The 20,740-nt window shown below is 39.8% G+C and carries 17 protein-coding genes; 3 read left to right on the top strand and 14 right to left on the bottom strand.

What is annotated here, in order from left to right; all coding sequences use genetic code 11:
- Window positions 1–2 precede the first annotated feature (2 nt).
- The 8 genes from rlmN to rsgA form a co-directional block, all read right to left on the bottom strand.
- On the bottom strand, window positions 3–1,043 hold the full coding sequence (gene rlmN, locus GTQ34_RS10560) for a dual-specificity RNA methyltransferase RlmN (protein WP_166523778.1): 1,041 nt from the start codon (window positions 1,041–1,043) through the stop codon (window positions 3–5).
- Between the two features lie 75 nt (window positions 1,044–1,118).
- The gene (gene queA / locus GTQ34_RS10555) at window positions 1,119–2,168 is read right to left on the bottom strand and encodes a tRNA preQ1(34) S-adenosylmethionine ribosyltransferase-isomerase QueA (RefSeq protein ID WP_166523777.1); all 1,050 of its coding nucleotides are present in this window, start codon (window positions 2,166–2,168) and stop codon (window positions 1,119–1,121) included.
- 86 nt (window positions 2,169–2,254) lie between these two features.
- Window positions 2,255–3,484, bottom strand: coding sequence for a 3-phosphoshikimate 1-carboxyvinyltransferase (locus tag GTQ34_RS10550; RefSeq protein WP_166523776.1), 1,230 nt, complete (start codon window positions 3,482–3,484; stop codon window positions 2,255–2,257).
- 69 nt (window positions 3,485–3,553) lie between these two features.
- Window positions 3,554–3,880 carry a nucleotide pyrophosphohydrolase gene (locus GTQ34_RS10545; protein WP_166523775.1) on the bottom strand — a complete coding sequence of 109 codons (327 nt, stop codon included), beginning with the start codon at window positions 3,878–3,880 and terminating at the stop codon, window positions 3,554–3,556.
- Between the two features lie 5 nt (window positions 3,881–3,885).
- Window positions 3,886–5,835 (bottom strand): DUF3857 domain-containing protein, encoded by a 1,950-nt coding sequence (locus GTQ34_RS10540; RefSeq protein WP_166523774.1) that lies wholly within the window; start codon window positions 5,833–5,835, stop codon window positions 3,886–3,888.
- Window positions 5,836–5,838: 3 nt separating this feature from the next.
- Entirely contained in the window at window positions 5,839–7,740 is a 1,902-nt protein-coding gene (locus GTQ34_RS10535) for a DUF3857 domain-containing protein (protein ID WP_166523773.1), read from the bottom strand.
- Between the two features lie 80 nt (window positions 7,741–7,820).
- The gene (gene dtd, locus GTQ34_RS10530; RefSeq protein WP_166523772.1) at window positions 7,821–8,273 is read right to left on the bottom strand and encodes a D-aminoacyl-tRNA deacylase; all 453 of its coding nucleotides are present in this window, start codon (window positions 8,271–8,273) and stop codon (window positions 7,821–7,823) included.
- Window positions 8,270–9,211: a ribosome small subunit-dependent GTPase A gene (gene rsgA / locus GTQ34_RS10525; protein ID WP_166523771.1), complete on the bottom strand. Its 942-nt coding sequence runs from the start codon at window positions 9,209–9,211 to the stop codon at window positions 8,270–8,272. The genes dtd and rsgA overlap by 4 nt, the downstream gene beginning before the upstream one ends.
- A 94-nt stretch (window positions 9,212–9,305) precedes the next feature.
- Here rsgA and GTQ34_RS10520 point away from each other — a divergent pair, with 94 nt between their 5' ends.
- Complete coding sequence (locus GTQ34_RS10520; RefSeq protein WP_166523770.1) at window positions 9,306–9,746, top strand: hypothetical protein; 441 nt, start codon at window positions 9,306–9,308, stop codon at window positions 9,744–9,746.
- A gap of 67 nt (window positions 9,747–9,813) precedes the next feature.
- On the opposite strand, the gene GTQ34_RS10515 is transcribed toward GTQ34_RS10520, so the two are convergent.
- The 5 genes from GTQ34_RS10515 to GTQ34_RS10495 all read right to left on the bottom strand — a co-directional run bounded on the left by GTQ34_RS10515 (window position 9,814) and on the right by GTQ34_RS10495 (window position 14,535).
- On the bottom strand, window positions 9,814–10,488 hold the full coding sequence (locus GTQ34_RS10515; protein WP_166523769.1) for a head GIN domain-containing protein: 675 nt from the start codon (window positions 10,486–10,488) through the stop codon (window positions 9,814–9,816).
- Between the two features lie 123 nt (window positions 10,489–10,611).
- Complete coding sequence (locus tag GTQ34_RS10510; protein ID WP_166523768.1) at window positions 10,612–11,694, bottom strand: bifunctional 3-deoxy-7-phosphoheptulonate synthase/chorismate mutase type II; 1,083 nt, start codon at window positions 11,692–11,694, stop codon at window positions 10,612–10,614.
- 8 nt (window positions 11,695–11,702) lie between these two features.
- Window positions 11,703–12,563: a prephenate dehydrogenase gene (locus GTQ34_RS10505; protein WP_166523767.1), complete on the bottom strand. Its 861-nt coding sequence runs from the start codon at window positions 12,561–12,563 to the stop codon at window positions 11,703–11,705.
- Window positions 12,564–12,565: 2 nt separating this feature from the next.
- The gene (locus GTQ34_RS10500; RefSeq protein ID WP_166523766.1) at window positions 12,566–13,708 is read right to left on the bottom strand and encodes a pyridoxal phosphate-dependent aminotransferase; all 1,143 of its coding nucleotides are present in this window, start codon (window positions 13,706–13,708) and stop codon (window positions 12,566–12,568) included.
- Window positions 13,705–14,535, bottom strand: a complete 831-nt coding sequence (locus GTQ34_RS10495; RefSeq protein WP_166523765.1) for a prephenate dehydratase — start codon at window positions 14,533–14,535, stop codon at window positions 13,705–13,707. The genes GTQ34_RS10500 and GTQ34_RS10495 overlap by 4 nt, the downstream gene beginning before the upstream one ends.
- A 447-nt stretch (window positions 14,536–14,982) precedes the next feature.
- Between GTQ34_RS10495 and gldA the strand changes: the two genes are divergently transcribed.
- Together gldA and GTQ34_RS10485 are read left to right on the top strand one after the other, a co-directional pair.
- Entirely contained in the window at window positions 14,983–15,876 is an 894-nt protein-coding gene (gldA, locus tag GTQ34_RS10490) for a gliding motility-associated ABC transporter ATP-binding subunit GldA (RefSeq protein WP_166523764.1), read from the top strand.
- Window positions 15,877–15,943: 67 nt separating this feature from the next.
- Entirely contained in the window at window positions 15,944–17,395 is a 1,452-nt protein-coding gene (locus GTQ34_RS10485; protein ID WP_166523763.1) for a pyridoxal phosphate-dependent decarboxylase family protein, read from the top strand.
- Here the strand turns inward: GTQ34_RS10485 and GTQ34_RS10480 are convergent.
- Window positions 17,369–20,689, bottom strand: a complete 3,321-nt coding sequence (locus GTQ34_RS10480) for a glycosyltransferase family 117 protein (protein WP_166523762.1) — start codon at window positions 20,687–20,689, stop codon at window positions 17,369–17,371. The two genes, GTQ34_RS10485 and GTQ34_RS10480, sit on opposite strands and share 27 nt — an antisense overlap.
- Window positions 20,690–20,740 lie beyond the last annotated feature (51 nt).

The raw sequence follows: 20,740 nt of genomic DNA, 5'->3' as shown, positions 1-20,740 counted from the left end.
ATTCAGGATTTATTGGCCAACTGTCCACATGCAGCATCAATGTCCTTTCCTCTTGATCTTCGAACAGTTACCGTAATCCCATGGGATTTCAATGTTTTTTGATACATCTCCAAAGCCGTGTCTTCCGCCTGCTGGAATTCGCCGTTGTCAATGGGATTGTACTCAATCAGGTTGACTTTGGAAGGGGCAAACCTACAAAATTTCACCAAAGCATCCACAGCCTCCTGTGTGTCATTGATTCCTTTCCAAACAACATATTCATAAGTGATTCGATTTTTGGTCTTACTGTACCAATACTCCAATGCCTCCCTTAAATCTTTTAATGGAAAAGTGGCATTAAAGGGCATGATGGAAGTACGTACCTCATCAATAGCTGAATGCAACGAAACGGCCAACTTGAATTTTACTTCCTCATCGGCCATTTTTTTTATCATTTTGGGTACGCCTGAAGTTGAAACAGTAATCCGCTTCGGTGACATGCCCAATCCTTCTGGTGAGGTAATTTTTTCAATGGCCTTCAATACATTATTGTAGTTCATTAAAGGCTCTCCCATACCCATGAAGACTATATTGCTTAAAGGCCTATCAAAATACAAACGACTTTGATTGTCTATGGCCACCACTTGGTCATATATTTCATCGGGATTGAGGTTTCGCATGCGCTTTAACCTCGCAGTGGCACAAAAACGGCAGTCCAGACTGCATCCCACTTGGCTCGACACACATGCGGTGGTTCGGGTATCGGTAGGGATGAGCACTGACTCCACTACCAATTCATCATGAAGCTTCACGGCATTCTTAATAGTGCCATCAGAGCTTCGCTGCATCGTGTCCACCTTTATATGGTTGATGACAAAGTTCTCCTCCAACATCTGTCGGGTTTCTTTAGACAAGTTGGTCATGGCATCGAATGTGTGTACGGATTTCTGCCATAACCACTCGTAGACCTGATTGCCACGAAAGACCTTATCCCCCCTGTCCTCAAAAAAAGCACGCAATTGCTCTTTGGTAAGTGCCCGTATGTCTTTCTTTTTCACTTCCATTGGTGCAAAGATAACCACAAAAAAATCCCGCCGGTTTAGGAGCCAACGGGATTTGCACTATGTAGTTTTTATTTTTTAAAGGATAAGCATCGCGTCCCCATAGGAATAGAAACGATATCCTTCCAGAATGGCCTGCTTGTATGCTTTTTTCATCAAATCATGTCCTGCAAAAGCCGATATCATCATCAACAAGGTCGATTTTGGTAGATGAAAATTGGTCACCATGCAGTTGGCTATGCTAAACTCGTAAGGAGGGAAAATGAACTTGTTGGTCCATCCCTCAAAAGTGTTCAGCGTATGCTCTGAAGAAACTGCACTTTCCAAACCTCGCATTACCGTGGTGCCCACGGCACATACTTTTTTCTTGTTCTTTTTGGCGCTGTTGACAATTTCGGTTGCTTTTTCATCAATCACCAACTCCTCACTGTCCATTTTATGTTTGGACAAATCTTCCACTTCCACAGGATTGAAGGTTCCCAAACCAACGTGCAAAGTGAGTTCAGCAAAATTAATTCCTTTTATTTCCAAACGTTTCAGCAAGTGTTTGGAGAAATGCAAACCAGCTGTGGGCGCTGCAACGGCACCTTCATATTTTGCGTAAATGGTCTGGTACCTTACCTCATCTTCAGGTTCTACTTCACGCTTGATATATTTGGGCAGCGGCGTTTGCCCAAGCTCACGAAGTTTTCTTCTGAAATCGGTATAAGAACCGTCATATAAAAATCGAAGTGTCCTCCCTCTTGAGGTAGTATTGTCAATGACCTCGGCCACCAAATTTTCATCTTCCCCAAAGTAGAGTTTGTTCCCTATCCTGATTTTTCGGGCCGGGTCTACCAAAACATCCCAAAGACGCTGTTCTTGATTCAGTTCACGTAACAAAAAAACTTCAATCCGTGCTCCTGTTTTTTCCTTATTCCCATATAGCCTTGCTGGAAATACCTTTGTATTGTTCAAGACAAGAACATCGCCCTCATCGAAATAATCGATAAGGTCCTTGAACATTTTATGTTCAATTTTTCCGGTATCGCGGTGTACTACCATGAGTTTGGACTCATCCCGGTTTTCCGAAGGGTATTCGGCCAACAATTCTTTAGGTAATTCAAAACTGAAGTTCGATAATTTCATTAAGGCGTATTTTGGTTTTTTTCAAAGACCGCAAATATACAACCTCGGCAAGGGGGATGTCAAGTAATTTGATGATTAAATGTCTGTTAGACTTCCTTAATTTCAAAACCAAGGGTTTTAAGATCCTTCCAAAAATCGGGATACGACTTGGATACTACCTCGGCTTCATTGATGAGCAGATTTACTTTGATGGCCAATGGAGCAAAGGCCATGGCCATCCTGTGATCATTATAGGTATCTATCGACACATTGGGCTTAGGTTTGGAAGCAGGTTCCAGCGTCAAACTTTCATCATCAATGGAGACGTTTGCTCCCAGTTTGCTCAGCTCAGTTTGCAATGCTGCCAAGCGATCGGTTTCTTTTATGGGAAGGGTATGTAATCCCGTGAGATGGCAGCCCATACCCAAGCCTAAACAGGTAATAGCGAGAGTTTGGGCTATATCCGGTGCATTGGAAAGATTATAGTTGACCTCAGACAATGGACTGTCTTTTGTTTTTTTAAGCGTCATGCTGGTCCCGGAGAATATAGTCTCCACTCCAAAGTCTTCATAGATTTCTTTTAAAACACTGTCTCCCTGCAGCGAGTCTTTCTTGTAAGACGACAATTGAATTTGAGTCCCAACTTCACAAAGCGCTGCAATACTGTAAAAATAGCTGGCAGAACTCCAATCCGATTCCACAACCAAAGTAGTTTCCTTAACTTTTTGGATTGGGTTCACCTTTATCTGATTTTCTTCAAACCTAGTCTCCACACCAATCTGATTTAGCAGGGCCAAAGTCATCTTTAGGTAAGGAACGGATGTTATTTTTCCGATAAGTTCCAATTCTAGGCCACGTTCTAGACTGGGTGCAACCAACAACAATGCAGAAATGTATTGACTGCTAATATTCGCAGGCAGGGACACCTTGCTTTTGATCAGTTTTTTTCCTGAGATTTTTAAGGGGGGATAGCCTTCATTTTTTTCATATGCTATATCCGCCCCTAATGTTCTCAATGCCTCTACCAAAACAGCGATTGGCCTTTCCTGCATTCGATGCGAGCCGGTCAATGTCACATTTTTACCTTCTTGAGAAGCAAAATAAGCAGTCAAAAATCGCATGGCCGTACCAGCATGGTGAATATCGACCACCCCAGAACCGGTTTGAAGGCCCTTTTGCATCACTCGGGCGTCGTCTGAATTGGACGGATTCTCAATTTGAATGTTGGGAAAAAGAGCTTGAATCAATAACAAGCGATTGGTCTCACTTTTTGAGCCTGTGATCTGTATTGTTTTTTTTAATGATTTTTCGGTAGGTGCGGAAAGCTTGATTTTCAAGAATGAATTCGTTTAATTGAACTTCAAAACTAGAAAAAACGTGCTGAAAGTCACTTCTAGGACCTAACTTTATTTGAGCTTTTTGTTATTTTGATGCCGGTCGTGGTCCCGTTTTGCCTTAAGCTCCAATTTTTTGTCAAACGCTGTTTGAAGATCCACACCTGTTTGATTGGCCAAACAGAGTACTACGAACAGCACATCGGCCAGTTCCTCGCCCAAATCTTTGTTTTTATCGGATTCCTTTTCACTTTGTTCCCCATACCGACGGGCAATGATTCGTGCCACTTCGCCCACTTCTTCGGTTAGCTGGGCCATATTGGTCAATTCGTTAAAATAGCGGACCCCATGGTTGTTGATCCATTCATCAACGGCTTTTTGAGCGTTTTCTATGTTCATTTTGCCTAGATTTTGGACAAAACTACTTTTTCTGTTTCTTTCTCAACAATTTGCCTGTAAAATTCTTTAAGAGATATATAATGATGAGAGGGAATGACCGCCGAATTCATACTTATAGAAGCTCTTAAATTAATAGTCTTTGGGTTGGAAGAAATGTTATACCTAAAGGTCCCCAAGTTTTCAGGAAGTGCCATCGCCACTGGTTCTGGCAATGATTCGACCTTATATCCATCGGGAAGATTTATGGTAATTAAATATTTGTCCTCCCACGGATAACCGTAATCCACCGGAAACTCTCTTTTATCAGATTTAAATGGGCTTTCAGTGCTACATAAATGAAACATTGGGGAGAAATATAATTTTCCCCCTATTGATTCAAAGGCGTCTTCTTTGAAAAACTGAAAACTTTGAACAATCGGTTTGTCCAAATCATAATTGTTTTTGAGCTGGTATTCAGAGATTTCTATCTGTCCTTGTTCTTTCTCTAGCTCTTCTAAAAAAGATTCCTGACTTCCCTTATTAAAAATATTTCTAAACAAATAAGCATTGTTTTTATTGTATTGTTGTCTATACTTTGCTATTATCGATCCATCCTCGTTCAAATCCACACTCATCATAACAATATCAGTAGATTTTTTCTTTGGCATCAAATCAACAATTTCTGAATTTCCACCTTCGGAAACCATACGTCCATACCAATTCAAAGCTCTTGTTGGCAAGACGTCTATAGTACTGAAAGTATTGGTAGCATCTAGAAGACAATACTCATTGCCTACTTTGGCGGCGGCTAAAACATAATTATAGCCTTCTAAAGTAGGAAACATTGGAACCCCGTGATCTCTTGTACTTACCAAAACAGGATGTGCAGTTACTTTAGCATATTTTAACATGGAAACCAGCATAAGATTAATGTCAGCTGAGTTTCCTGTTCCTTCTTTAAAGGCTTTTTTTGTTCCCTCATAGGTTCCAAAACCCCGGTAAGAGTTCCATTTCACCTTTTTCTTTACAAATTCAAGTATTTTCTCAATTTTTTCTTCTGGATTTATTAGTCCTTCGATTTCTAAGTCCAATTCATCCTTGAAATATCCATTTCTAGTTATAGCATCACCAAATGAACTGCTCTGATAAATTGTCTTTACAACATCATCCCAAGTTTTGGAGTATACCTTATGAGTGCTTCCTGGAATTTCCAAAGAAACGATTTCAAACTTAACGCCAGCCCGAAAATTTTTAATGTTGGAAACAAATTTCTCTTCTTTTAATGCTGGAATGTCATTAAGATTATATAGCATTTCTGAAACCATTAACCCCAGACTGGTGTCCATATATTTTTTTGTTTCGGGATTCAAGGCTAAAAAGCCCTTTTGTCTTTGATTAAACTTGAAGTATTCCAAAATTTTCATTTTTGCTTCAAGTCTCTTGATTGGAATGGAATGTTGAAATACGAATTCATCTATACTCTGAACAAATGGAGAAATGATGCTGTATTCATATTCTACCACCGAACCAGCCTTAACGTTGGGCATCGTGAATTTTATCTGATTTCTGTTTTTTGAGTACTTGGATTTAAAAATATCCTCTTTCTCTAATTTGGTTTTCACTATTTCATCACCTTCCAAAGTATATGCGTAACCTTTAATTTTAGTTGCACTTTCATCTGAACCTCCGCTATTTTCATATAAATTGATAGTCTCAGATGCATAATCAAACCCCTCAGTATTGTAGATTTTTATCCTTTTATGAATTTCAGTGATTAGTTGGAGCCCACTTCCTTTTGCATATCTATAGTATGAGTTTCTTTTTTTGAGCAAGTAAGCCGCTGGAGCTGATGAATCTTTTGTATAGAATTGTTCTTTGAGTTCTTCCTTGGTGATCTTGCCAAATTTGAAATTTTGGGCTTGTAGCGGAAACATTGTAAACATAGCAATCACAATGATTGTAATATTCTTAGTCATTTTCTATTGGTTTAATAATATAATTTTTTGATTGTCATATTTTGCAATAGTCCTTCTAAAGGTCCTGTAGTCGCCATAATCTTCTTTATTGTAATTTCCTTGCCTAATAAGAAGTTTTCTTTTGTAAACTATTCGATTGGCATCTTTTCTGTTCACTTCTACCTCGTAGATTCCAAACTTTGTTTCTTTTAAAATTTTGTCTGGCAAATCGCTAACCTGAAAGCTGTCTGGTATCTTAATAACGCACTCATCCTCATCTAAATACCCTCTCTGAATCCTGAAAGGCAACTTTCTGTTTCTATACCTTGGAGGAACATAGTTATTACTGTTAAATGCATTGAGAGTCAACAAAAGAGTATTCCCATTTTTAGAAATATAATCAATGGCTGATACTTTCACATTTTCAGTAAAAACAACATCTTCCTTATCATTGTTAAAGCTGTATTCTTTTATTTCAAGTCCATTAATATTGTCCCAAAAATTTCGGTAATACTTTACAATATTGTCATGGGAATCGCTTGCCAAATTGAACCGATTATCATATTGAACTCCTCTTGTTTCTATTGTGACCTCACCATCTATGGAAAAATCTTCCATAACGGTAAGCGATGATTTCGTTTTTTGACGATTCTCTTCGTCAAGATATGCGGTTGTTGTAACAATTTCACCACCGTCAGGCTTAACTAGCAATACTTTTCTGTCGTCCGTGAAATCCCCTATAAATCCAAAAGGGTGAACTTGGGAAGTACAGTCAATCCAATGATATTCGTCGTTGTAGGGGATAGCAACAATAGCGTGGTTTCCTTGTGACAAATCAGCAAAATCTTCTTCAAAATCAATTTTATTGTTTCCAGCTTGGACCACTGCATAATATGATTCAACACCAACTGCCTTTAATAATGCCATAGTATAATTGGAAAGCCCTTTACAATCTCCGTATTTCACTCTATCAACTTCAATCGCCGCAATAGGTTGAAGGCCACCAATTCCAATCTGTACACTAATGTATCTTGTATTATCTTGCACATATTTGTATATTATTTTGGCTTTTTCAAGGTCATCGTCGACACCCTCCACTAGAGTTTTAGCCATAGTAACTGTTTCTTGGTCCAGTTCAGTTCTACCTGTCAAAAGCTTATCGTCTATCCAACTCCCCATATCTTTCCAAGTATTCACTTCCGCTTCAAATCCTTTATAGTTAAATTTTCGTAATCTAGAAGCAAGTCTTGGTGATATTGATTGGAAGGGGGGACTTAAGCTCTCCTCCTCAAGAGCAGGTAAACTTTTGGCCGTGTAAACTATTTTACTTTCTTCTTCCTTTTTTTGAACTGAAATATTGGAGAGGTTTTTTTCCAACACAATAGGCTTAAGCTCCAACGATGGATAAGTTATGGAAAACTGACTATCTTCCACACTTATGCCGTAGCCGGACAAAAAATACCAAGGCGGAATAGCTCCGGTGTCAGAGGTTTGCACTTCATAGGTAAACTCCAAGGTATAAGGATACTGTACCGGCACATATCTGTAATAAAGTAATCTATCATCCAAATAGAGTGAAAAGCCGTCAACAGCAGCGATATCGTTAAAATCCTTTTTTTTGATACGCTCCAATTCGTTTCCAAAGGCATCATATGCCACAACCTCTAATCTCTTTATCTTCTTTTCCTTATCATAAAATGCTCTTGTTCTAGCAAAGCGATTACCTGAGTTGTTCAAAACGGTGATAACAGACTTTACCGCATAGGTCATTTTGTCAATAGCATCGATTTGAATGTTCATCTCATCGATTCTAGCAACTGCATCTGCATTTTTTAATAGTTCCGCCGGTATTGTCTGATAACTGTAGTTTTGTGAAAAAGATAGTTGTAAACTGAGTAAGAAAAATAGTAGGTTTGGAAATCGCATTAAATGGTATTGGTTGGTTTTTTCGGTACTAATATGACCAAATTCTTACAAAAAAGAAAAACTATTTAGGCAAACAACATTTATTCTCGGTTTTTTGTATCCATAAAAATAGTTACGGGCCCATCATTCAACAATTCCACTTTCATGTCGGCGCCAAAGATTCCTGTTCCCACTTTTCTGCCAAGATTTTTTTCCAGCTCGCCAACAAATTCTTCATAGATGGATATGGCAGTTTCCGGTTTGGATGCTTTTATGTATGAGGGTCTGTTCCCTTTTTTGGTCAAGGCATGTAAGGTAAATTGGCTTACTACGATAATGTCCCCGCCAACATCCAAAATGGAAAGGTTCATCACGCCTTGGTCATCGTTAAATATACGCAGGTTCACCAGTTTTTTGGACAGCCATTCAATATCCTCCTTTACATCGGCATCCTCAATTCCCAATAATACCAATAGTCCCTGCCCAATGGACGATATCGATTTTCCATCTACTACAACGCTTGCTTTTGAGACTCTTTGCACCACTGCCCTCATGATCTATCCCTAAAGTTGTCATCTTCCTCACCAGTTACCATTTGGATATAGCTGCGATAACGACTCCAAGCTAGCTCACCATCTTCCAAGGCTTGTTTCACGGCACACTTGGGCTCGTCCAAATGCAGGCAGTTGTTGAATTTACATTCGGATTTAAGCTTGAAAAACTCAGGAAAATAATCCCCTATTTCCTCTGGTTCCATATCCACAATGCCAAAACCCTTGATGCCAGGGGTATCGATGATTCTTGCTCCAAAAGAGAGATCGTACATTTCGGCAAAGGTGGTCGTATGTTGTCCCTGCTGATGCTGTTCTGATATTTCGGCGGTTCGAAGCTCCATATTCGGTTCTACAGCATTAATTAAGGTAGACTTACCTACACCAGAATGACCGGTGAACATACTTATCTTATCTTTCATCAGCTCTTTTACCTGATTCACATTATGCTTGGTTTTGGCACTTATCTTGAGACAATGATACCCGATTTCACTGTATAGTTGAAACAGATGGTCCACCTCAACCATTTCATCGGGGTCGTAGGCATCTATTTTGTTGAATAAAATCACTACTGGAATATCATAAGCCTCTGCGGTTGCCAAAAAACGGTCAATAAATATGGTGTAGGTGGTTGGGTTGTTCAAGGTGACCAACAGAAAAACCTGATCTAAATTAGCAGCTATGATATGCGTTTGTTTGGAGAGTTTGACAGATTTTCGAATGATGTAATTCTTCCTATCTTTAATTTCCGCAATTACACCGATTGATTCATCTCCGGTCTGTTCCAATTGAAATTCCACCTGGTCGCCTACCGCTACGGGGTTGGTGCTTTTAATATCCTGGATCCGAAATTTTCCTTTTATTCGGCAATTGTAAAATTTACCGTCCTCAGATTTTATGGTATACCAGCTTCCTGTGGATTTATAAACAGTTCCCCGCACTATTTGTTCATATTTTCACTACAAAGAAACAATAATCTTACTTGTTGTACGTATATCTTTGTTAACAGAGTTAATAATCAATTATAATTAAATTATGAAAAAAATCTTATTCCTAGCAGTGATAGCCCTAGCTGCAACGTTCAGCGCCAATGCGCAAGAGTACAAGGTAATTACTAGTGTGGAATCCATAGTGCCCAATGGTTTGGGAAGGTCCCGAATCGTCCATGCACTTGAAGATAAAGACTATCGGGAGTACACCAGCGTACAGACCGAAGAGGACAATACTCGTAACAAATCCAAGAGGGGAGAAATCAGAGTGAAGAACTTTGAGGAGACCAAATTGCTCAACTTCTACAATTTGGGAGGTATCCGTTTCCAGAATATTGCTGCCAACGACGCTTTGATCACTTCCATGATCAATGATATGATTGCCAACGGATGGGAACTGGCCTTTGTGGTCAGCGGCGTTGAAAGCGAAGGAGGTAAAGGCGATGGACAGGGGATCTTTATCACGCGATATATTTTCAGGAAATAAAAAACCTGTTTTAAAAAAAAGCCCTTTGTGATCACAAAGGGCTTTTTTTGTTGCTGTTTCTTTTAGTTTAGTCCTTTATATAGACCCTGCCTCCTACAAAAGTTTTTTTATGCACTTTTCGAGGCTTACCATATACGGTTACATCTCCCCCTGCCCTAACATTTATGTCCACTTGCTCAGAGGCGAAAACATCCGCCTCTCCTCCGGCTGAAATTTTAATGTCGGTATTGATCGTCTTCAGGTTTCGTCCCTCAAAAATACCACCAGTATTCAACACAATGGTTTGGTTTTTAGCCAATCCCGAGGCTTGTACAATACCGCCTGTAACAGCTCTTACATCCACATAATCCACATCCATGCCAATATGTATCCTTGCCCCCTCTTGTGCGCGGAGTTCAATTTTGCTCTTTTTAACCAATTCGTTACATGTTATTTGGGCTCCCTCATTGCCATCAATAACATCCAAATTGGTATAATAGACCTCAATCATGGTGTCCTCGCCTTGAAATTTTTTGTCAAACTGCATTCGCAATTTCAGTACACCTCCCTTGTTCGTCCACTTAATATTGTCCACGTTCCAACCTTTTATCATAATCCTATTCTCATCAGATTGTATCAGATTGACTTCTATGAGGTCAAAAACCTTGATGGCATCAAATTCACCAACTTCCGTATCGATTGTCCTTTGGGAAAAAACAGAAAATGGCGCCCACAGTAAACAAAATAGATATAGTTTTTTCATTTCAGTAGTGTTTAATTTTCATAAAGATGTACTTTATAAAAAATTGTTACAGTAGAACGCAAAAAAAGCCATTCAAAACCAATTTTAGCTGTCTGAATGGCTCTGTGATCAAATTTGATTTTATTACGTATTGATGATTTTTTCTTGATGGTTTATAGATTCTTGGTGTATTGCCTTGAACATTTTCAAGACAAATTCTTCACTCAGTCCTCGTTGTTCTCCTTCCAAGATCATATTGCCTAAAATGGCATTCCATCTGTTACTTTGCAGCACCGCCACGTTTCGTTTCTTTTTGAGGGCTCCGATTTCGTCCGAGACTTTCATCCGCTTTCCCATAATCTCAATCAACTGATTGTCGATTACATCTATCTGTGCCCTTAGATTGCTCAACTTACTATTGTACTCGGCTTGTTCGTCGGTTTCTTTTCTAATTCGAAGGTTTTTCATAATCTGAACCAATCTATCCGGGGTTACTTGTTGTGCGGCATCACTCCAGGCATTGTCTGGATCGCAGTGGGTCTCAATCATCAACCCATCAAAATTTAAATCCAATGCGGTCTGGGATACATCAAAAATCATATTCCGTTTTCCTGTAATATGGCTTGGATCGTTGATAATGGGCAAATCTGGGTAACGTGTCTGCAACTCGATGACCAACTGCCATTCTGGAATGTTGCGATACTTTGTTTTTTCGTACGTGGAAAAACCTCGATGAATGACCCCTAATTTTTCAATATTGGCAGAGTTTAGTCTTTCAACGGCTCCAAGCCAAAGGGACAAATCTGGATTTACGGGATTTTTGACCAAAACGACTTTATCCGTTCCTTTCAGCGCATCTGCAATTTCTTGCACAATAAAAGGGCTAACTGTGGATCTTGCGCCTATCCATAATAAGTCAACATCGTGTTCCAGAGCCAGATCTACATGGGTTCTATTGGCTACTTCAGTAGCTGTTTTCAATCCGGTTTCCTCCTTTACCTTTTGAAGCCATTTCAATCCAATGGCCCCAACTCCCTCAAAATTACCTGGACGTGTTCTGGGTTTCCAGATTCCTGCTCGATAATAGTTCACATCAGTGTCCTTCAGATCATGGGCCACCTTCAAAACCTGCTCCTCGGTTTCAGCACTACACGGTCCGGCTATTACCAACGGATGTGGCAGGTTCATATCATCCAACCATTTTCGCATTTGCTTATTGTTTTCCATACTATGTTCTATTTTTTTGTAAGTGGAATTCCTTTTAATATTTGTTTTATTCTATTCGTGTCACTCATTTCGCGATAGACGTTATCAAAATCCTTATCCTTCAATAATTGTTTGAAAGTTTCCAGATTTTGGATGTATTCCTCCAAAGTTTCGACCACATTTTCACGATTCTGCTCAAAAATGGGTGTCCACATTTCCGGTGAGCTTTTCGCCAACCTGACCGTACTTTCAAAACCACTCCCCGCCATATCGAAAATGTCCCGTTCGTTTTTCTCCTTTTCGATAACCGTTTTTCCCAGCATAAACGAGCTGATATGAGATAAATGGCTTACATATGCAATGTGTTTATCGTGGGCCACTGGATTCATGTACCGAATGCGCATTTTCATATCCTGAAAAATAGCTAAAGCGCGTTCCTGCAATTTAAAAGCCGTCTTTTCCACCTCACAGATGATGTTGGTCTTTCCCTCATACAAGCCTTCCATAGCCGCTGATGGTCCTGAAAATTCAGTCCCCGCAATGGGGTGGCATGCCATAAAATTTCTTCTCTTTGGGTGTTCCGCCACCGACTGGCATATCAACTCTTTGGTAGAACCTGCATCGATCACAACGGTTTCCTCTCCTACGGCATCCAAGATCTTTGGCAATTCCCTGACCATAGCGTTGACCGGAATACTCACGAAGATTACATCGGCCTGTGACAAGGCGTCGTAACTCCCCTTTTCGTCTATGATTTGCAGCTCCAAAGCTTCCTCCAGATGATTGTCACTATTGTCAATCCCAATTATATGAACGTTTGGATATAGTGCCTTTACATCTTTGGCAAAAGACCCACCTATCAATCCTATTCCGACAACGACTACGTTCATACCTAAAATCTTTCCAGAGCTTCTTTAATTTTTTCTTCCTTTACGCAAAGCGAAAATCGGATGTATCCTTCTCCATTGCTGCCAAATATGGTTCCCGGTGCAATGAAGATGTCCTTCTCATACAGTATCTCATCAATGAACGCTTCGGAAGGAGGTGAGTTCTTAGGTAACTTGCTCCATACGAACATTCCAACTGCATCTTTATCGTATTCGCAATCTAACTTTTCGACTAATTGGAACATAAGTTCTCTTCTCTTATTGTAAACTTGATCCAATGTGTCAAACCACTCAGTGCCACTTTGCAAAGCAACCACAGCACCTTTCTGAATGCCGTAGAACATACCGGAATCCATATTACTTTTTACCTTTAGTATGGCCGTAATATGGTCAGCATTACCCAAAACCATACCTACACGCCAACCTGCCATGTTAAATGTCTTGCTCAAACTATTTAGTTCCATGGTGCAATCTTTGGCCCCGTCAATGGATAAGATGCTCGTAGGGTTTTTGGAAAGTACGAAGCTGTATGGGTTATCATTGACCAAAAGAATATCATGTTTTTTTACAAAATCTACCAATGCTTTCAGCTGTGATTTTGTAGCTGTTGCCCCAGTGGGCATATGGGGGTAGCTTGCCCACATCAGTTTTACTTTTGACAAATCCATTTTGGAGAGCTGTTCCAAATCTGGAAACCAACCGTTTTCAGCTTTAAGGTCGTAATAAATAGGTTCTCCTCCCACAAGTTTGGTCACAGCCCCATAGGTAGGGTATCCAGGATTGGGCAAAAGCACTTGGTCGCCCTCATTCAAAAAAGCCATGCTGATATGCATTATGCCTTCTTTGGAGCCCATAAGGGGCAAAATCTCTTGTGCAGCATCAACCGAAACGTCAAATTTTCTTTGATAAAAGTCTGCAATGGCCTTTCTAAGTTCTGGAAGACCCTGATAGCTCTGGTATTGGTGGGCTCCCGAATCAGCAATAGCTGTTGTCAGCGTTTTTAAAACATCAGGAGATGGTGCCAAATCGGGACTACCTATCCCCATGTTGATTATGGGACGGCCTTGTTCCATGAGTCCCCTTACTTCCCTCAACTTCTTGGAGAAGTAGTATTCTTGCACACTATCTAATCTATCTGCGGTAGTCATAGCAACAAAGCATTTTTGTATTCTCCCAATACCCTAAAATCTTCAGACATTATCTTCAACAACGATTTGGCCTTGGAAAAATGTTCGTATTCATCAAATGTTACATCCACAAAAAAGGCATATTTCCAAGGAGTCTCTATTACCGGGAGGGATTGTATTTTCGTAAGGTTCATATTACAGTCGCTCATCACATTCAATACCGTTGCCAAGCTCCCTCTTTTGTGATCGGTTATAAACCGCAAGGATGCTTTGTTTATTTCCTCCTTGGGCAGCACCTTGTTTTGTTTTTTTAGAATGATAAAACGAGTGGCGTTGTTCTTAATGGTCTGTATTTCAGGAGCAATAATATCCAAATCATAGAGATCTGCAGCCATTTTTGGAGCAATGGCAGCAATATTGGTCAACCTACCCTCTTTGATGCGCTTTGCGGTCTCGGCAGTATCCACACTTTCTACCAATTTTATATGCGGATAGGACTTTAAAAACTCTTTACACTGCAATAGGGCCATAGGATGTGAATGAACTTCTTTTATTTTTTCAATGGAAGTTCCTTTCAATACCATTAGATTGTGGTGTATGTTTAAATAGTGCTCACCAATAATGTGAATACAGTTGTGGTATACCAAGTTGTAGTTGGGTATGATAGATCCGACGATGGAGTTTTCTAGTGCCATGATTCCCTTATCGGCACTCCCATCCAACAAATGGTCAATCACAGCATCGAAGGAAAGACACTCCAATAATTGGATTTCCTCTCCGAAAAATTCCTTCGCCACCTGATGGTGGTTAGACCCTTTGATTCCTTGTATGGCTACTTTTAAAGACATTATAATAATTCATTATATCCCGAAACAAGTTTCGGATGAATTCAATCATCAAATTCACATAGGCAAATTTGGATTTCATTCAAAAAAAAAGCCCCGTTTTTACCGGGACTTTATATTGTGATATACTTTAATCGTATTCAGAACAGTCCCTCATCTCTCTTAAAAAAGAAGTAAAAGTAGAACCCGTTCCAGAAATACGTTCTTGTCATTGTTACACTAATCTTGGGCTAAGATAGCCATTCAAATGAAAAACCCTTGTCTTGACTCTCTTTTTTTGAATTTTACTCAAAAAACCCAAATTTGTTGCAAATTATTTTGAATAAACGCCTGTTTTTTGTGAATTTCAATTGCCCAGACCATACCAAAAGTAGTTCACTTCCAGTTCAATCCATCTGATAGGGTCCTCATATATATCAAAAGTGTATTTTTGAAATCAAACTTCGCCGTATGTCAATCAAGGTCCAAAACATCACTAAAACGTTCGGTCAACAGAAAGCACTGAATGATGTTTCCTTTTCGATAAAAAAAGGAGAGATTGTTGGCTTTTTGGGGCCAAACGGAGCTGGTAAATCCACTATGATGCGTATTTTGACCACCTACTATAAAGCCGACACCGGAACCGCCGAGGTCAATGGGTTTGATGTGCTTACTGCTGAACGGGATGTACAAAAAAGTCTTGGTTATCTTCCGGAGCATAACCCACTTTATTTGGATATGTATGTAAGGGAATATTTGGCTTTCCATGCTGAAGTGCACGGGATATCAAAAACCATGATCAATGATATCATTGAACAAACCGGACTCACTCCAGAGTCCTACAAAAAAATTGGGCAGTTGTCCAAAGGATATCGACAGCGTGTGGGATTGGCGGCAGCGCTATTGCACGACCCAGAGGTACTCATATTGGATGAACCCACCACAGGTCTCGATCCCAATCAGTTGATGGAAATCCGGAAATTGATTCGAGAAATTGGGAAACATAAAACCATCTTGCTTTCCACACACATCATGAAGGAAGTGGAGGAAATCTGTGATCGGGTCATCATCATCAACAAAGGAAAATTGGTGGCCGACAAGAAACTGGATGAGCTTCGTGAAACTAAGGAACAAATAATCGTAGTAGAGTTTGATTATCGTGTCGAAGAAATGTTGTTAAAGCAGATGTCACATGTTGCCCAAGTAAAGAATGTTGGTGGTTTTGTTTATGAGATTAGCTTCAGAACGGATAAGGATATGCGTCCTGCTGTTTTTGATTTTGCGCATGACAACAAACTAAAAACGTTACAGCTAAACCGCAAAAACAAGAATTTGGAAAGTCTTTTTACTGAATTGACCTCTTAGTAAGCTGATTGTACATTTCAACTATCCGATTTGTGGTATTTTTGAGGTTCAGATTCAAACCCATTTTATGAAGAAGAACCGCGCCAGGCTGGAATTATCAAAAAACACCATGAAAACCTATGGTTACCGTGTTGTGGATGCCATAGTGGACCACTTGACCACCCAACACCAAAAGCTACCCGTCGCTATAGGTTCTAGAGAAGAAATGGACTCGCTTTTTCTGGAAGAAGCTCCAGAAAAAGGCATGGAGCCCAATCAAGTCTTGGATTTTGTTCTGGAAAAGGTAATGACCAACAGTACTAATTTGTCCCATCCAAAAGCCTACTCCTTTGTGCCGGGTCCCAGCAACTATGTAAGCGTAATGGCAGATGCTTTGGCTACAGGCTACAACATTTTTTCAGGGGGATGGGTAGCTTCTCCGGCTGCTGCAGAGCTGGAAATCATCACCATCCAATGGCTGTTGAAATTATTTGGATTTCCCAAGAAAAAAGGGGGTGGCATTTTTACAAGTGGGGGTTCCATGGCCAATTTGACCGCTTTGGCAACAGCTCGAAGAATAAAGTGTGGGGATGATTTTTCCAAGGCTGTAATCTATCTTTCGGATCAAGCCCATTCTTCCAACATAAAGGCCATCCGGGTTTTGGGATTCAAAAAAGAACAGATCCGAATCATTCCTACGGATATCGAACTCAAGTTTGCTGTTAATAAACTAAAAAACTGCATTGCCAAGGACCGATTGGATGGGCTCCATCCCTTTTGTCTGATAGCCACATCGGGCACTACAAACACCGGTACAGTTGACCCATTAAACGAATTGGCCGCTATTTGCAAACAAGAAAATATTTGGTTTCATATTGACGGTGCCTATGGTGCCGTTGCATATCTGTCTGAAAAAGGAAGACCGTTGATGAAAGGTATGACAAAGGCCGATTCGTTGACCGTAGATCCGCATAAATGGTTTTTTCAGCCGTATGAGATGGGCTGTCTTTTGGTACGCAACCACAAACACCTCAGTCATACTTTCACTGAAAAACCGGAATATCTCAGGGATATTGAAGGGAACCCTTCCGAAATCAATTTTTATGACCATGGTATACAGTTGACCCGAAGGTTCAGGGCGTTGAAGTTTTATATGTCTTTGAAAACTTTTGGTTTAAAAGAGTTTAGGGATGCCATAACGTATAACATTGAGCTTGCAGAAGAAGTGGAATCCATTTTGCGGACCAGTAAGAACTGGGAAGTGGTCTTTCCTGCTACGCTAGCGGTCATCAACTTTAGGTATCATCCTATTAAGGACAAATACAGCGAAAACGAATTGGATGCCATCAATCAATATATCTCAGAAAGCGTGGTATCATCCAGAAAAGCACTTTTGGTTACAACCCTGCTTCACGGTCAAGTGGTATTGCGCATGTGCTTGATTAATCCGAGGACAACGTTGGATGACGTGAAAGAAACACTGGCGCAATGCAACCAATTTGCCAATGAATTTTTAGAACAGAATAAAGTCGCTCATTGATTGAGTAGTATTTTCATCTATATTCTTGTTTTGAAAACTCCTTTTCTCCCATTCTGAAATTTGTAGCATATTCGGAGTATATTCTTGGAGCAGATATTGAAATTTTAAGAAATAGGAATTGAATATGTTTTCTTCTTTTTCTGCCAATTCGGCATTATCCTGTTCTTGAAAGATTTCCAAACTTCGTTGGTAGCCCTGCAGGTTGGAAAATATGTCTTCCATCTTCAAATATTGTTCTTGCAAGTCCATTGCGGCCAAATAGTCCAGATGTTCTTGGTAGACTTTTTTTAATTTTTCGAATAGTTTCTGTGCTTTTTTATATTCTCCAACCTTATAATATCCCTCCAAAAAAGGTTCCACAAACATATAATAACCATACCGTTCAAATGGTATATTTTGCATGGCAATTTCAATAATTTCCAGGGCCTTATGCATTTTTTTCTCTTCAATGAGCCCTTCCACCAATTTAGCCAAACTCAATCTAAAGGTCACTCCAAATTGTTTTCTGGTCTGTGGGTCATGATAAATATCCAGATTGCCTGAATTTCCCCAGTCCCATTTCTTCACGATATCATAAGATAGCTCCGTATCCACTCTTCCCATTTTAAAGCCACCATCGTAAGCTGTCTTTATGGGAACCAACTTATAAGCCAGTCCATCTGACTGCAAATAGTCCTTCATCCAAATATATTCAGCATCATCAAAACTTCCCCCAGAAAAGTAAATGGGTCGTTCCCAATCGTTATTGGCAATAATATCGAGCATCATCATTCTATTCTTGGTCAGATAATCGGGTAAGTCAATATCGATATAATCGACAATCAATGCGGAATCCTTTTGCTTTACCAAACTACTTTCCAATACATTTTTCTTGTTTACAAGGATGCGAATCTTATTCGTAGGATAATAGACCATATTTTGGGTACTTTTGGGATACTCCATAAGATCTGCTCCCCGCATTTTTAATAAGTGGCCAAACTTGGTCTGTGGATGATCGCTCGAAATCCAATCCATAAAGTCTTTAATGTCCCAACGATTGTCCGTAATTCCTTGATAATAAATGACATCTCGGCTGCCATAATTATATTTGTCATGGGTAAGCTGTGAAGGAATGGGATCGCTTTTATAGGCTTTTCGTTTCATCTGGTCAATGTACCAATCGGTTGCGAAATAACTGGTGACAATGACCCTTACATCCGTTCGATATCCTTCGATTTCCTGAAGGTACCACAATGGAAAATTATCGTTATCTCCTATCGTGAACAATATGGCCCCAGCATCGCGTTGTGTAGAATCGAGATATGCCTTTGCAGAAGCTCTGGCCGTGTATCTATTCGACCGGTCATGGTCATCCCAGTTTTGGGAAACCATTACCAAAGGCACCGCACATAGACTTAGTGCCACTGCTGTTAAAGCACCTGCTTTTGCTTTAATATATTTTTGAAATACATCGAATAAACAATAGGTCCCAATACCGATCCAAACAGTAAATGCGTAAAAAGAACCTACTAAAGAATAATCACGCTCACGGGGTTGAAATATAGGTGGATTGGTATAAAACTGAATCGCCAGCCCAGTAAATATAAAGAATACAAAAAGTACCCAGAATTGTTTTGGATTGGATGAAGCTTGGAACATAAGCCCAATAATACCCAACAATAATGGTAAGAAAAAATAGGTGTTACGCGCCTTGTTGCCAAGAAAATCGCTGGGAAGGCTTTCTTGGCTACCCAATCGAACACTGTCCAGTGCTTTGATGCCACTCAGCCATTGTCCATTGCCATCATACCTTCCCTGAACATCGTTCTGCCGGCCAACAAAGTTCCACATAAAATAACGAACGTACATATAACCGAACTGATATTGGAACATGTATTTGAGGTTGTCCAAAATGGAAGGGGGCTGAACATCGATATATTTGCTAAAATCATTTAAAAATTTAACATAGCCCTCGTCATCAATATCCGCATTTGCATAACCTCTTTTGAATTCTTCCATGGTCTCTGTTAACGCAGCATTAGATCGGTATTGTGGTTGTATTTGAAATTTTAATGGACCAAAAAACTTGATGTAATTTTCCGCATGTTCCCTGCTCCACATTCTAGGAAAAAGGCCAATGTGTCTTTTATTAGGCCCTTGAACCGCATCTTCATAATCATTAACAATTATATATTTTCCCAGCTTTTCGTCCCTTTCATATTTTGGATTGTCATCTTCATCACCCCCAGATGGAGCAAATCTATCCGTATAGTATACGCCATAAAAAGGACTATCGGTACTTGGATATTGTTCCCGGTTGTAATAAGCCAGTAATTTTCTTGCATCCGATGGGTCGTTTTCATTGATGCCAACATGGACGCTTGCACGAATGGGCAAAAGCAACCAAGAAGAAAAACCCAAGAACAAAAAAAGCATACAGAGTGTCAACGTGTTGGCAAAGACAAGGTTTTTTTTTCTTGTGAATCGTAAGCCAAAATAAAATGTCGCCAAAAAGCCCAACGCAATAATCAGCGAGCCCGAATTGAAGGGCAGTCCAAATTGGTTTACAAAGAAGATTTCTCCCCAAGCAAACAGTCTTAGTGTATAGGTCAGTGAAAATTTAAATACAAAAAACAAAATTGCTATTGCAATTACATTGGCCAAAACAAAATTTTTGGTCGTGATTTTTTTGAAATTTTTGAAATAAAATAGCAACACCAATGACGGAATCGTCAAAAAACCCATGAACTGTATACCAAATGTGAGTCCAATTATAAAACAAATCAATAGCAACCATTTGTTTGCCCTGGGTTTTTTCAAATTATCCATCCATTTAAGACCCAACCACATTAAAAGTGCCATGATGAAACTCGCCATGGCGTACACCTCAGTTTCCGTGGCATTGAACCAAAAACTGTCGGAATAGGTGAAGGATAATGCACCCACCAATCCACTGCCCAAAACAATGATGGCCTTATCAGCTGTGATTTTTCCCTTTTGTAAGGCCAACTTTTGTGTTAGATTGGTAATGGTCCAAAAAAGAAAAAGAATGGTAAACGCACTTGATATGCAGGATACATAATTCATCATAACGGCAACTTGCCCAGCTTCTCTGGCAAAAATTGCAAAAAAGGCCCCTATCATTTGAAAAAGAGGAGCTCCTGGTGGGTGTGCCACCTCCAACTTGGCAGAAGTAGCAATATATTCTCCGGTATCCCAAAAACTGACTGTGGGCTCTATGGTCAACGTGTAGGTGACCAATGCATTTAAAAACACTGTCCAGCCCAATAAAACATCCCATTTTTTGTACTCCATATCACACCAATTTCTCCTACAAAGAAATTACCATGGGAAATCAAAAATAGA

This window comes from Flagellimonas ochracea, from assembly GCF_009903685.1.
Classification (GTDB): Bacteria; Bacteroidota; Bacteroidia; order Flavobacteriales; family Flavobacteriaceae; genus Flagellimonas; species Flagellimonas ochracea.
Note: the sequence above shows the minus strand (reverse complement) of the source record. Positions and strands in the feature narration are given on the sequence as shown.